This is a genomic window from Vibrio cionasavignyae, from assembly GCF_050337155.1.
Lineage (GTDB): Bacteria > Pseudomonadota > Gammaproteobacteria > Enterobacterales > Vibrionaceae > Vibrio > Vibrio nomapromontoriensis.
In genome coordinates this window covers 54,805-69,080 of record NZ_JAKJSR010000026.1, presented here as the reverse complement: position 1 = coordinate 69,080, position 14,276 = coordinate 54,805, and the positions used below count along the sequence as shown (strand labels likewise).

Sequence of the window (14,276 nt, the reverse complement as noted above, 5' to 3'; positions counted from 1 at the left end):
AACAGGTCTTACCAATAAACAATCGCGAACCATATCGCAGCCCTAATGACTTTCACTTAACACGTTAGGGGTTAGTTTGTGAGAAATATCGCGCATGCAGCAGCACTTGAGGATAGAGTTCCGTAAATAAATTCGAGAGGCGTTGGTAATTCAACTCTAAGTCAACACCACATTCGGCAAGAGGTTCCATCCTTAGGCTACGTTGCGACATCCTTTCCAAGGCGTATTGGATATTATCCAGTTCTTGATACGATTCTAACCACCTATCACGCCACATAAATTCGCTCATGCGTAGAAAACGTTCCGGCAATGGCGCGGCATCCACCTCTTGTGGTGTAGTAACGTCGCGATGTGCATTATCAACAAAATCGCATAACGGCATGACATGATAATGCTGCCAATGTTTCGCTAAACAATGATCCCAAAACATATCTAGCGCTATAGGGGCAAAGCGGCGCTTTTCTGGTGCAAATAGCGCTTTGCATTGTTTAATAATGTCATGATTATCGGTGTACGAGTCCACGCTGCGATGTAACCGGATTCCACTAGCTAACTCAACGCCATAGATTTTTGCTGGATCGCCTTTAACGAAATCGCCCAACAAGTTTCCTAGTAAACTACTATGACAGTGATCGGCAATGTGAAGGTGCGCTAAAAAATTCATCCCGTTCCTTTTATTCAACTTTAAAACAGTGTGGCTACTACTGCGCGTTTATTCAATGTAAACCGTAATAGATTAAGAGCTTTGCTGTCCGAATCACTTACCTGTAAAGGTTTCGCAACACTTTCCATAATGCTAATTAACGGCAGAACCTCGACGACATCGACCACGCAAGGCTACTATCCCAATCTTCGTGAAAACATAATATCCGTGCTAATGGCAAGGAAACCACCCATCGGAACATGTTGGACACGCTATATACCGGCTACTTATTGCAGTCAAACCGACGTACACAAAGCTAACATAAGCTCAAATTAACAAAGGAATGCATTAACATGGATAAGGATCATAGCTTAAGAGAAAACCTACTAGCGTTATTGCTTGGTAGTGCATTGGTTTCACTTGGTGTCATTTTTTTCAACCAAGTCGGATTACTCACTGGTGGGACTGCGGGTCTGGCTATTTTCATTACTAAAGTATCAGCATTTACGTTTGGACAGGTATTTTTCGCGCTAAACCTACCTTTTTACCTACTCTCCGCAACTCGAATGGGCTGGCCATTTACCATTAACACTTTTATCGCTGTTAGTATCGTTTCATTTGCAGTTGACCATCTACATCATGTTATTCAAATCAGTCATATTGAGCCTCTGTACGCCGCGATTATTGGTGGTGGTTTAATTGGTATCGGCATGCTCGTCATCTTCAGACACAAAATGAGCTTAGGTGGATTCAATATTCTTGCACTATTTCTACAAGATCGCTTTGGCATTCGTGCGGGTAAAGTTCAAATGGCGCTCGATTGCTCCATCGTGATTCTGTCTTTCTTCATCGTTGACTTGTCATTAATTGCACTGTCTATCTTGGGAGCGATTACCACAAACCTTATTCTTGCCATGAACCACAAGCCTGGCCGCTATCAAGCTGCGGTTGCGGCTAAGCCTCAGACTTAACACAAATAACACTCGAACTGATAAAATTCATACCAATAGCGGCCATGAAGGAATGGTTACTGTATGAGGATAGGTACCGACAAGAATATAGATACGGCGAGGATATAGGTACTGTAAAGGGCTTGTGGTCACCAAACCTCAAGCCGCTCACATGTCACTTCATTATTTATGGCTTATGTCGGACAGAATGACAATCTTGTCTTAAAGCTCGCTATTTTTACGCTTATTTGTGACCTTGTCACAGATATACTCCCCGATTGGAATAGCGGATGTTGCTGCCGGGGAAGGTGCATTACAGACATGCAAACTTCTCGCACTTTCTGCAAACAAAAAGTCATGAACAAGCGTACCGTCAGATAAGACCGCTTGCGCACGAATACCCGCTGGATAAGGTTTAAGATCATCGACCGTAATGCTCGGACAATATTTATTCACCGCTTTCAAGTACCCTGCTTTCCACCAGGAATTCTTGAATTCAGTGAGTCCTGTTCTGATGTGCTTTCTTGTCACTTTCCAGAAACCGGAAAATGTCAGCATTTGCCAAGTGTCTTGCACACTAAGGTTCACAGAGCCGTAGCCTTCTCGCTTCCAACCTTGTACGGCATTGGGCCCTACCGTGACCGAGCCATCAATCATTCGTGTTAAATGTACTCCTAAAAAGGGTAAATCTGGATCTGGAATAGGGTAAATAAGATGATTTACCACCCTATTATGACGGCTATCTAAGCGATAGTATTCACCACGATAAGGGATAATTTGGAAATCCGTTTTGATTCCAAGCAACTGCGTCATTCTATCTGCCATCAAGCCACTGCAGGTGATCAAAAACTGGCTAGTCATCGTCAGAGCCTTATCCTTTTTAATGCAACCAATGATTATTTGGTTATCGCATTCCACAAGCTCAGTCACCTTGGTTTCGAGTTGAATGATGCCGCCGTTCGCCTCAAATTCCACAGCCAACTGCTGCGTCACCAACCGATAGTCAACAATGCTAGTCGTTGCAACATAGATAGCGCCTAACCCAGTAATATTGGGCTCTGCTAACTTGAGTTGCGCTTGGTCTAACAAGGTTACCTCTATGCCATTCACCTGACATCGTTCATATAACGCCATCATACGTTGTTGCTCGACGGCGTTCGTCGCGACCAATAACTTACCGCAATTTTCTACTGGTATCTCGTGAGCACGACAAAATGCCAACGTTCGTTCTACACCGCGCTTACAAAAATCGGCTTTCATACTGCCCGGTTGGTAGTATACGCCTGCATGAATAACACCACTGTTATGACCCGTTTGATGCTGAGCAACACCCGTCTCTTTTTCTAACAATAAGATCTTACTCTCAGGGTATCGCAGCTGCAATTGCCAAGCGGTCGACACACCAACAATGCCACCTCCCACTATCACATAGTCATATTCCGTGTCCATGTTACCCCTTAAGATGCTGATACCGATTTCGTTTGTTGTGCTTTACTGTTTTTAGCTTTCGTGTCTTCAGATTTATTACTTTGACCTTTAATTTTCTCCGCTTTAAATACGCGATTGCTGTGTATAAAAACCAATGCAAATACACCGCATGCAATCACACGAACGAGTATAGGAAGATCATGCCAAACTAAGCAAACACCTACCACCACAAGTACGACTCTCAACAGTACCGTTAACGGGCCTTCTAGGTATCCTTCAATCGCACCAATTAACGCGTAAGTACCAATGATCGCAAAGAACCCAACACTCACTACCGACATCACATCCCAGCTAACCAAACCTGTGTACGCGATAAGTAAGGGAACAAGGTATAAGCCTTTGGCAATTTTCCAAGCAGTTAAACCCGTTCGCATAGGTGGCGTTTTCGCGATTGTTGCAGCAGCAAAAGCCGTTAAGCACACTGGCGGTGTTACATTACTATCTTGAGAAAGCCAAAATATGATCAAATGCGCTGCGAGCAACGCTAGCCCAACCGCTTCCATTCCAATACTTTGCTCTAATAAGGTCTCCACAAAGTCTGCGGGAACTAACGCTACTAGCTCTTTCGCCGTTTCTATGGGCATTGGGGCATTGAGTAAATGTAAACGCTCTGGTGCCGCCAACATAAATATGGCCTTCGCTTGTTCGGGCAGTTGTCCCGACACCATCAGTTCAAACAATTGATTTTCTGCAATGAGTTTGTACAATGCCGGCGCAGACAAGGTGCCAAGCACAATATACGCAGCCGTCACTGGAAGCCCCATACCAAGCACTAAAGACGCTAGCGCAATCAACACCAGCATGATCAACAAATTACCACTTGCCCAACCGTCTATCATCAAAGAAAACGTATTGCCGATGCCAGTGGTACTGATCACATTAATTACCAGCCCAATACCCACAAGCAATATCGCCGTAGTCGCCATATTCTTAGCCCCTTGTGACAGCGCTTCAATGATCGCTTTCGGTCCCATTTTATGATCTTTAGAAAACCACGACGCTACGACTACGGAAAGAATTGAGATGCCCGCAGCATAGGTTGGTGTAAAGCCTTGCACCAGCAATGTCACCAGAACGGCGAGTGGAATCAAATTGTGCCAGCCTGATATCAAGACTTTCCATAAAGGCACTTCACTCGTGGTAATTTTTTGAACGCCGCTACGTTTGGCTTCTATCCGCACAAAGAACGCAACGGATAAAAAGTAGATCAACGCAGGAACAAAAGAGACGGCGATAATATCCACGTAAGGTATTTGAGTATAAGACGCCATAATAAACGCACCCGCCCCCATGACTGGTGGCATCAATTGTCCGCCAGTCGATGCAGCGGCCTCTACTCCAGCCGCAAATCGAGAAGGAAACCCCGCTTTTTGCATTAACGGGATACTAATTACCCCTGTCGAAACCGTATTAGCGACACTTGATCCTGAAACCGAGCCCATTAGCCCTGAACCAATCACTGCTATAAATCCCGGTCCGCCAATAATTTTTCCGGCTGCCGCTCGAGCGACGTTAATAATGTAGTCACCCACACCAGAACGAACTAAAAACGCTCCAAATAAAATAAACATGAATACGAACGTCCAGCTAATACGCGAGATTGCGCCAAACATTCCTTCAGACGAATAGAAACTCCGATATAACAAGGTTTCCATACTCAAGCCGGGGAAATGAAAAATACCGCTTGCCCATTGCCCCCACAGCACAACGTAACTTAGACAAACGACAATGAGAATTGGAATAAACCATCCCATCGTTCGACGTATCAGTTCAATTACGATAACAATCGCTAGAATGGCGAATACCCAATCGCTGGTGACAAATTTAACGCCACGCTCGTAGAGTGCATCTTCGGCATAAGGGATATACAACAAACAGGCAATGGCAGCCAGCGCGATAAAGACATCAACCACAAGCGCTGCTTTACTGGACTTCAGTGATACATGAGCAGGATACCAAAGGCTGCATATCACAGCGAACCCAGCGAAGTGCGTGGCAGAAATCCAAAGCTCCGGTAACGTTGATAGCGTATTAAACCAAATATGAAGCAAAGACAGCACGACACCAAACACCGTGATCGTGGTGGTTACCCATGGAAAATCACTGCGAGTCGGCAGCTCAAATTTTTGCAATTCCTTTTGAACGGTATCGCTCATGACATACTCCAGCCTATCGGCTTCTGTTCCTAACTATTCACGAATCTAAGGTCACGTATTTAAGGAATGCCTTCAACGAACGCGAAGGCATTGTCGCGCCATTAGCTAGTAAGAAGCAGCACCACTGACAGAATGTCTGTAGCCAGTGGTAACTCCATCCAACTAACAGCGCATTTTGTACGCTGTTAACTTGCTTACTTGCTATTTAGCAATCAGGTGAGATGGGATCTCTAAACCCACCTCTTTATAGTAACGAGCAGCACCTGGGTGAAGTGGGACAGGCAAACCAGCTATCGCTTTTTCAAGCGCCATGGCTTTTGTGGCTTTATGAATGCCTTGCAAAAACGCCAAGTTTTCATAAATGGCTTTCGTCAGTTCGTAGACATCATCATCAGAAATATCATCTCTTACTGCCAAAAAGTTAGGCTGAGCAATCGTCGTAATTGGCTTGTCTAAACCGGGATAGGTATTGGCTGGAATGTCATATTTAGTCCAAAGGTTGAAACCACCATTCGCCTCTTTAATTTGTTCATCGGTAAAGGACAAAATAGAAATGTCACTACCAAGCGCAGCAAATGCTTGAGTGACCGCACCGACTGGCACCCCTGCTGGTGTGTTCATGCCATCGATCGTGCCATTTTGTAGAGCACTCGCGCTACCGCCGTAGCCCATAAACGCAAGATTAAATGAGTCAGGATCCACCTTTAACCCTTTCATAATTTGGCGACCCGAGTTTTCAGTCCCAGAATTCTTTTTACCAATAGAGAACTTCTTATCAACCAGATTATTCAAGTCAGACACGGTACCGGTTTCCGCTAGCTCAGTACGAACGATAAAATGCTCGACGTTTTGCCACAGCATAGACACTGAGCGTAACTGCTCTTGACGACCACTCTTTGCATATGGGCCTTCACCAGACCACGCCCACGCGCCGTATAGACCTTGCAATATGGCAAACTGAGCTTCATTTTCATTCAAAAGTTTGACGTTTTCGCCTGATCCCGCAGAACTAATCGCCGATAGCGAAAAATGGTATTTGGGTGCTAGCTTGACCTTGCTCAACGTGGCCAGCGCCACACCTACGGGGTAATACGTTCCCCCCGTAGACGCCGTTGACAAAATATAGCTTCGCTCTTGTGCGATAGCGGCATTCGTGACCAATCCAAAAGAAGTCAGGGCGATGACTAACGCTTTAGCTACTCTATTTTTGTTCATTGTTACACTCCATGTTATTTGGCGTTACACACTTGTTATCAATCAATCTTCTATAGCAAGCGTGATGCCAAAGTTTAACTGATTGATAAGTAACAATATTACTAAATAACAATGATAAAATGAGCAAATTATTGCTCAAATGTGCCACGACACATGAGCAAATTTTTGCTTACCCAAACACCGAGAAAGTCGCGCGACAACGTCGACATGTTAAAAAATTGTGACTTGACGGATGTTTTAGACGTAATCCCACTAAGCAACTTTTTGCCGATAACATTGCGTCATAGACTCGCCTCTCTAGATCACTTCACGAAATGAGTTTGCAACTAGCCCAGCTCTCTACTTTCTACTTTCTACTTTCTACTTTCTACTTTCTACTCAAGAATAAAAACAATCAATTAGCCAACTTCATCGACACAAATCTCGTTGCTTCGTTACTCCGATGCTTATTGCTTAGTTGCTTAGTTGCTTAGTTGCTCTGTAGCTTAGTTGCGTTAGGTATAATCCCCTCGATTCAGACCCAGCTTTTGCATTTTTTGATTAAGCGTTCGCCTTGGTATATCTAACTCAAGCATGACATCGGTAATACAACCATGATGGCGAGACAAAGCATCACTCAACACCTTTCTTTCGAAGTTATGTAATTGAATCGCTAGTGGTACACCACTTTGAGTCATTTCTGTCGTAGAGCTAGGGCGCATCGTCAGAATTTCCATGACTGACACGCTATCGTCAAGAGCAAAACGCATTGCGGCGTTCCTTAGCTCACGGACATTACCGGGCCACGAATAACTCAATATCGCCTGTCGATCAGCGTCGCTTAGTGTTCGTGCATCTTCACGAGTGTGACTAATAAAGTGTTCAAACAAGATCAAGGCATCTTCTTCTCGCTCTCGCAAGGGGGGAATGTGAATTTGAGCAACATTGAGGCGATAATATAAGTCTTGTCGAAATTCGCCGTTGTCACTCAAATCCTCTTTGGCTGCGGCAATCACTCGAAGATCCGTGTTGATCGTCTGATTTCCTCCCAGCCGCTCTACGGTATTTTCCTGTAAGCAACGTAGAACTTTAACCTGCATGGCAAGTGGCATACTCTCGATTTCATCGAAAAACAGCGTCCCTTTATCAGCATATTCGAGCTTACCAATTCGCCTTTTACTCGCCCCCGTGAAGGCGCCAGCTTCGTGACCGAACAACTCACTTTCAAATAGATTCTCGGGTACCGCCCCACAATTAATTGGCACAAATTGACGTTTACTGCGCGGACTTTCATTATGTAAACTGATGGCCACCAGCTCCTTACCGCATCCCGTTTCACCATAAATAATGACATGAGTATCAATGCGAGCCAACTTAACCACCTGAGCCCTCAATTGCACCATTACCGCACTTTGCCCAATTAACACTTGCTCAAGTCCATTAACGCTAGCCAAATATTCTTGCCGATGCTGAGCCGACGCTTGCGCTCGATACAAGAGCACTGCCTCGTTAACACGTTGCGACAATCTTTCTGGTTGAAAGGGCTTCTCAATAAAATCAAACACACCTTGTTGCAAGGCACTTACCGCCATGTCGACATCGCCGTGGCCGGTAATTAAGATCATTGGGGTTTGAATATTGTTTGCCGTTAGGTCGGCGAGTAGTGTTAAACCGTCTATATCGGGTAGTCGCACGTCACTGACTATCGCATCGTAGTCGCCATTAAGAATCGCAGACTTACCGGCTAACCCTGTGCTAAATGCCTCCACTTCAAAACCTGCAAGTTGTAACCACTGGCTCGTCGCTTGTCGAACAATGTCGTCATCTTCAATTAGTGCTACTCGTGCCGCATCTACGAAAACCATAACCTATCACCCAAATGAATACTCCATATCTACGTTAGGTAAATTTGCAATAGGATAAAAGGAGCTAAGTCGCACTTTTTGATCACAACTCTTTTACATCAATAAGAAACAGCGCAGTCTTTTAATAAAAGAAAATCAGTCTATTGCGGGATTCATGATGAGATATAAGTGGATAATTACTGTCGTTGTCGTCATGTTGATTGGGCTTTTCTATAGCACTAGCCGAGAAGTCTCACGGCAATGGCTTAGTAATCAAACCCAAATACTCGTCCAAGAGCGCTTGCTCGACTATATCGGCGAAGTAAGACGGACATTAAAGCGTTTTTATCACCTTCCTTACCTAGTCACCAATAACCCTAGAACCATCGCATTGGTGGCTGGTGATTTAGCACTAAAGCAAAGTGTTGAAGACGAACTCTTCCAACTTGATAAAGCTGCAAATACGAAAGGTTGGCTGATTCTGTCTGCCACAGGTGAAGCACTTGCATCTAGTGTTGCGGGAGAACGATTCAGCCTCTCTGATAGACAAGCCATCGCGCAACAAATTCACTCTCAAGGCGAACGTGTATCGTTGGTGAGTAAAACCAAAGGTTCGACTCCATTTTATTATTTGACCGCCCCAATCTTTATTGGCTTAGACATTGCTGGCATTGCTGTCGTGCAAATTGATCTCAGTCTGTTAACCGAACAAATCATTACCAGTAGCGACGTCATTACGTTTCAGAACCAGCAGGATCAGTTCTTTTTATCCAGTAGTACTCAATACGGTGCAGATTGGCTAAACGACTCTTCCCATCACATTGTGCAAAATGCCGAGTTGCTGTATGACAACACGCGCATTAAAACGTGGCAACTCACCAACTCACAAACCATTTCCGCAGATAGTTACCTTGCCCACACAGTTAAGCTTGACGACTTAAATTGGAAAATCAGTTACCTGACCCCGTTGAAACCAATGCAACAGACGATTAATGTTGTTGGCTGGAGCACAATCACCGTACTACTATTCGTCACTTTGCTGATTATCATCTTCTTTCAACGTCATCAAAAGCAGCAAAGTAAACAGCAGATCCAATCCATTTTGGAGGAGTCACAACAACGCCTTACTCAGATGATCAATAAGACACATGTCGGTTTAATGGTAATAGATGATCACGGACTTCTATTCGATGTTAACCCTATGGCAAAACGCCAATTCTGTCTTCCAGATAGACATAGCAAAGCGATACATGCATGGGAGTTGTTTGACGCGGGTAACCCCAACTCCACCACGCTCAAACTGCTAAAGAATCTAGCGATTCACAAAGAGCATACCGAATTGAGCGCAGTAGATACCATGGCAAAGCGAAGTGATGGCACTCTTTTTCCGGTCCTTTTTTCTTTAACTCTATTTCCTTGGCATGGTCAGCCTTTTTTCCTTGCCACCGTCATTGATATCAGCAAACGAAAAACTGCTGAACAGGCCCTACAGCAAGCGAACCAAGCGCTTGAGAAACGTGTTGAAGAACGCACTCAGGCTTTAGAACAAGCGCAACACGAACTCGTTCAAGCAAGTAAAATGGCGGCATTAGGGCGAATGTCCAGTGCAATTACTCATGAGTTAAACCAACCTCTCACTGGGCTTCGCACATTGCTCACTACCAACGAGCTTTTAATGGAACGCAATGAGTACGAAATGATGCGTGCTAACCACACGTTAATTCAAACGCTCATTGATCGCATGGCAAATATGACTCGCCAGCTAAAAAGCTTTGCCTATAGCAAACCCGAGTTACTCAACCCAGTTTCGTTATCTGAAGCACTCGAAGAGACATTGCGGATTTATCAGTCAAAACTGGCCACTATTGACGTGCGGGTTCGAGCGCCAGAAGTGCTGCCAACCATCCTAGGCGAAGAGCAACGTCTTAGACAGGTATTAGGCAACCTTATATCCAATGCCATCGATGCGCTCAGCGATACTAAGCAACCAATACTCACCATCGCTATTAGTAAGGTGAATACCATGATAGAAATACGAATCATAGACAATGGCTGCGGCGTAAACCCTTCTTCAATAGACGCAATATTTGAACCGTTTCACACCAGTAAAAAGATAGGCGACGGACTTGGGTTGGGACTATCAATTACCGCTAACAACATGCGAGATATGAACGGTTCTATCAGCGCAGACAATAATGCGCAACACGGCATGACTTTTACCCTAATGCTGCCGGAAGCCAATGTTTAACGCTGGCATTTCGACGCTTACATCACCAGATTAATATCGTTTCTACGCCCTACGCGCTCATAATGTGAACAGCAGCAAACTTTGAGGCGTAGAGTACAAGAATGATGTGCCTTGAGTATTAGATAAGTACAGTGAGGGTGAAAAACAATAACAACGGAATGACCATGAAACATAAGACTCTGTTCACCTCTTTGCTTATTGCAATGCCGTCACTCTTCGCGTCGTCTGCGCTTTTGGCATCGCCTTATCTGACAATATCTACAACCACAACCAGTCGTGATTACCCGCTAGAAAATGGCAACGCTGTGGTGGTGCCACTTACTAAAGACAAATATCAACTGACTATTTCTGGAATTGATGGGCAATGCGATAATCAGCTTCCAAGCAAAATTAAATTTAATACGCCAATCCCTTTGCTATGTGGTGAAACCACTCAACTATCACTTATCATTAGATTCACAGGAGATTATTCGTTTTCCTATCAGGAAGAAAACCAAACCTTGTTGTTTAAGCGGCAACCTAAAAAAGTTGCTCAAACGGCATTTAAACGCCCACTGCCAAAGGTACAGTGTGAAGCGTTTAGTGACGGCCCGAAGGATATTAATGTCTCCTCTTCCTTTGCTGATGGCACATTACTTCGGGAGGTATTTTCCGGAGAGGAATTACGCGTCAACAATGGTCTGGTCACGGTAACGCCTTCTCAAGAAAATGGCGGTCTCATCCTTCTAGAGCCGGTACAGACGCTAGCTAAAACATCCGACGCAGAAATAAACAAAACTATTAACTACCGCAATGCCAACATCTATTTTGTCATGGTTGATCGTTTCAATAATTCTGATAGTCCCGAATCGCAACCGTACTCTCGACATAACGATAACAAGCAAGAAATTGGTACTTTTCATGGTGGTGACTTAAACGGCGTCACAGAAAAGCTCGACTATATTAAGAGCCTTGGCACTAATGTCATTTGGTTGTCACCAATTGTTGAGCAAGTGCGCGGGTTTGTTGGTGGAGGTGACAGCGGATCTTTCCCATTTTATGCTTATCATGGCTATTGGGCACGGGATTTTACTAAAGTCGATGAGAGTTTCGGTAACGAAGAAGACCTAAAACGCCTCGTTTCAGAAGCCCATAAACGCGGAATAAAAGTCCTACTAGATGCCGTCATTAACCACCCAGGTTACGCAACGCTAGCCGATGCACAATTTGATGGACTAAATGTTATTACCACACCGGAAAAGCTACCGACTCAATGGGCCGACTGGGCGCCTAAGAAAGGGGAAAACTGGCACAGCTTCCACAGCAACATCAACTATCAATCATCAAATTGGAAAGACTGGTGGGGAGCCGATTGGGTTAGAACCGGACTGCCCGGTTATGACCAACCCGGTTCAAGTGACACTACGCTATCTTTGGCGGGATTACCCGACTTCAAAACAGAGTCGACTAAACATGTTCAGCCTCCTCAATGGCTGATGAATAATCCCGGCACACGCGTCACATCAAGAGACAGCTATACTGTCGCCGACTACCTCATAGAATGGCAAACGGACTGGGTCAAGCGCTTCGGTATAGACGGCTATCGAGTTGATACCGTCAAGCACGTCGAGCCAGAAGTGTGGAAGCGACTTAAATCCGAAGCGACTTACAGTTTAGAACAATGGCGCACGTTAAATAACACCTCTGGTCAGCCTTTCTGGATGATGGGAGAAGTGTGGGGACATAGCGCTTATCGCAGTCCGTATTTTGATGATGGGTTTGATGCGTTGATCAACTTTGATATGCAGAAAAAACTCGACAAAGGCGCCGCTTGTTTTAGTCAAATGGCCGACACTTATCAGCACTACTCAAATTCAATTGCTGACTCTACGGACTTTAATCCCGTCAGTTACATGTCATCTCACGATACCGAACTGTTTTTTAGCCGATTTAAAAACTACCAAATGCAAAAAAGTGCTGCCAACGCCCTGCTGCTGAGTCCGGGCGCAGTACAGATTTATTACGGAGATGAAATCGGCAGAGACATAGGACCTTTCGCCGATGATTTCCATCAAGGTACGCGTTCAGATATGCTTTGGTCACTCGACACCAATAAACAGCAACTACTCGAACATTGGAAAACCGTCGGTCAATTTCGAGACCGTCATCCTGCAGTCGGTGCGGGTGTGCACCACGTTATCACTGATGATGATGCATTTGTATTTTCCCGAACCCTCGGTGAAGATAAAGTCGTCGTTGCGTACTTTGGTCGATGAATCGAACTTATGGCGCTCATTGTATGAGCGCTTGTTTTTAAATACAGATAGAACAACGTATCTAGTGGGATCTAAAATAGGAAAATACCTCCGCTTTCCTCGCCAGTACTATTCACATTTTTTGGCTACCGCGGTAAAGTGCCCGCTCTATTAGTCACATTAATCAACATACAGCGGTAAACCCATGAACACAGATAACAACATTATCGACACTCTTGAATCACTAGAGCAATTCTTGCTTTCGGTCGAAAATGGCGGCCTCGGATTGGAAGGCGTTGCCGGTGTAGGAATGGCGACAAACAATTCTGATGGTCGCCACTTTGTTGCGGTTTTCAATGAGAAGCAAGAGTTGCTTCTTGCTCGCTGGATCAGCGATGAAATATTTGAAACAGGTAAAGAGTTAGTTCGTACCGGACCTAAACGTCATTAATATAGGTTAAACCCGTAAGCGACTAGCCGACATTCTGCTACTTTGTATACTGGGCCACTTAAGTTAAACAAGCCTGTTAAATGAGTGGCTCAACCTGCACGCAATGCAAGTATTTTTGCAAGATCTGAAAGATCTGAATACTGCACCATGGCTTCTTGCTTAGTCTCTACAGCAACGATAGACATTCGGTCCGCCAACTCATTACCTTCAATTCCCACATGCCCGTTAACATGGTGAATGGCCACTTGATTCGAGATTTGCTGATACAGTTCAAACATTGGCTTAATCAAATCTAGGTTTTTGATCTCTCCCCCCGACTTCTTCCAGCCCTTTGCTTCCCATCCTTTCGCCCACGTGGTGATACACTGAATCGCATACATAGAATCACAATATATGGCAACGCTGCTTCCATCCGACACGTACTCTTTTGCCAGCAGCATCGATTGATGCAAGCCATTTAGCTCCGCGGTGTTATTGGTGCCAAACGCCTGATATTTTCCATACCACAGCGCAACCAGTGAATTATGTTGATACACTGCGATACCCGCTCCAGCCTGCCCTGGGTTTGGGTCGCTCGCGCCATCGGTAAATATTTTAATCTCCAATGGCATCGCCGTAATATCTTGTTGAGTAAGGGGAGCAGTTTTAGCCTTTACCGTCTTATTTATCGACGTTTTAGTCGCTGGCACCTTTCCTCCTGTAGCAGGCTTCGACGAGCTCATCGCATAATTGGAACTGTACGCCTGTTCCGCTTCAGCCAAAGAAGGAAAAGACTTAAACTTCGCACCAGTAAACTTATCCACTTGAGCCTTGCTGTCTGCCCATGTTGAAAAAATGCCGGTTTCTCTTCCTTTCCACACTACGTAATACTTTTTAGCCAATGCTTTACCCTTTTCTACACTTAGAATTACCCGTGATGCTATTAACCCGTGATGTTAGGCTTCATCGCGACAAGAATACATGAACCATAAAATGACTCATCAATGACAGTACAGTAGCCAAGCTGGTATGAAAATACCATCCAACCTTGTCTTTTTTAGTGCACCTGCTGCTATTGTCATCACTTTG

Annotated in this window: 10 protein-coding genes; 4 read left to right on the top strand and 6 right to left on the bottom strand. The window is 44.7% G+C overall.

The features are described from left to right. Positions 1–64: 64 nt before the first annotated feature. A complete protein-coding gene (locus L4D74_RS20135) occupies positions 65–664 on the bottom strand; it encodes an acyl carrier protein phosphodiesterase (protein WP_428754279.1) in 600 nt (199 codons plus the stop codon). Positions 665–996: 332 nt separating this feature from the next. Here L4D74_RS20135 and L4D74_RS20130 point away from each other — a divergent pair, with 332 nt between their 5' ends. Next, positions 997–1,614, top strand: a complete 618-nt coding sequence (locus L4D74_RS20130) for a DUF6198 family protein (RefSeq protein WP_428754278.1) — start codon at positions 997–999, stop codon at positions 1,612–1,614. Between the two features lie 201 nt (positions 1,615–1,815). On the opposite strand, the gene lhgO is transcribed toward L4D74_RS20130, so the two are convergent. From lhgO to L4D74_RS20110, 4 genes are all read right to left on the bottom strand, one after another. Further along, a complete protein-coding gene (lhgO, locus tag L4D74_RS20125) occupies positions 1,816–3,042 on the bottom strand; it encodes an L-2-hydroxyglutarate oxidase (RefSeq protein WP_428754277.1) in 1,227 nt (408 codons plus the stop codon). Between the two features lie 8 nt (positions 3,043–3,050). Then, a complete protein-coding gene (locus tag L4D74_RS20120) occupies positions 3,051–5,237 on the bottom strand; it encodes a TRAP transporter permease (RefSeq protein WP_428754275.1) in 2,187 nt (728 codons plus the stop codon). Positions 5,238–5,438: 201 nt separating this feature from the next. Next, positions 5,439–6,452, bottom strand: a complete 1,014-nt coding sequence (locus tag L4D74_RS20115) for a TAXI family TRAP transporter solute-binding subunit (protein WP_428754274.1) — start codon at positions 6,450–6,452, stop codon at positions 5,439–5,441. Positions 6,453–6,946: 494 nt separating this feature from the next. After that, positions 6,947–8,296, bottom strand: coding sequence for a sigma-54-dependent transcriptional regulator (locus L4D74_RS20110; protein WP_428754272.1), 1,350 nt, complete (start codon positions 8,294–8,296; stop codon positions 6,947–6,949). 157 nt (positions 8,297–8,453) lie between these two features. Here L4D74_RS20110 and L4D74_RS20105 point away from each other — a divergent pair, with 157 nt between their 5' ends. The 3 genes from L4D74_RS20105 to L4D74_RS20095 all read left to right on the top strand — a co-directional run bounded on the left by L4D74_RS20105 (position 8,454) and on the right by L4D74_RS20095 (position 13,208). Beyond that, positions 8,454–10,523, top strand: coding sequence for a sensor histidine kinase (locus tag L4D74_RS20105; RefSeq protein ID WP_428754330.1), 2,070 nt, complete (start codon positions 8,454–8,456; stop codon positions 10,521–10,523). Positions 10,524–10,687: 164 nt separating this feature from the next. After that, a complete protein-coding gene (locus tag L4D74_RS20100; RefSeq protein ID WP_428754271.1) occupies positions 10,688–12,778 on the top strand; it encodes an alpha-amylase in 2,091 nt (696 codons plus the stop codon). A 184-nt stretch (positions 12,779–12,962) separates the two neighbouring features. Beyond that, positions 12,963–13,208 carry a hypothetical protein gene (locus tag L4D74_RS20095; protein WP_428754270.1) on the top strand — a complete coding sequence of 82 codons (246 nt, stop codon included), beginning with the start codon at positions 12,963–12,965 and terminating at the stop codon, positions 13,206–13,208. Between the two features lie 89 nt (positions 13,209–13,297). Here L4D74_RS20095 and L4D74_RS20090 read toward each other — a convergent pair whose 3' ends face one another. Continuing rightward, positions 13,298–14,089: a ribonuclease H1 domain-containing protein gene (locus L4D74_RS20090; RefSeq protein WP_428754269.1), complete on the bottom strand. Its 792-nt coding sequence runs from the start codon at positions 14,087–14,089 to the stop codon at positions 13,298–13,300. Between the last annotated feature and the right edge of the window lie 187 nt (positions 14,090–14,276).

What these genes read in the sequence shown, in the direction of transcription:
- L4D74_RS20110 (WP_428754272.1), bottom strand. Translation starts at nt 8,296, where the DNA reads ATGGTTTTCGTAGATGCGGCACGAGTAGCACTAATTGAAGATGACGAC.
- L4D74_RS20130 (WP_428754278.1), top strand. Translation starts at nt 997, where the DNA reads ATGGATAAGGATCATAGCTTAAGAGAAAACCTACTAGCGTTATTGCTT.
- L4D74_RS20115 (WP_428754274.1), bottom strand. Translation starts at nt 6,452, where the DNA reads ATGAACAAAAATAGAGTAGCTAAAGCGTTAGTCATCGCCCTGACTTCT.
- L4D74_RS20105 (WP_428754330.1), top strand. Translation starts at nt 8,454, where the DNA reads ATGAGATATAAGTGGATAATTACTGTCGTTGTCGTCATGTTGATTGGG.
- lhgO (WP_428754277.1), bottom strand. Translation starts at nt 3,042, where the DNA reads ATGGACACGGAATATGACTATGTGATAGTGGGAGGTGGCATTGTTGGT.
- L4D74_RS20100 (WP_428754271.1), top strand. Translation starts at nt 10,688, where the DNA reads ATGAAACATAAGACTCTGTTCACCTCTTTGCTTATTGCAATGCCGTCA.
- L4D74_RS20135 (WP_428754279.1), bottom strand. Translation starts at nt 664, where the DNA reads ATGAATTTTTTAGCGCACCTTCACATTGCCGATCACTGTCATAGTAGT.
- L4D74_RS20095 (WP_428754270.1), top strand. Translation starts at nt 12,963, where the DNA reads ATGAACACAGATAACAACATTATCGACACTCTTGAATCACTAGAGCAA.
- L4D74_RS20120 (WP_428754275.1), bottom strand. Translation starts at nt 5,237, where the DNA reads ATGAGCGATACCGTTCAAAAGGAATTGCAAAAATTTGAGCTGCCGACT.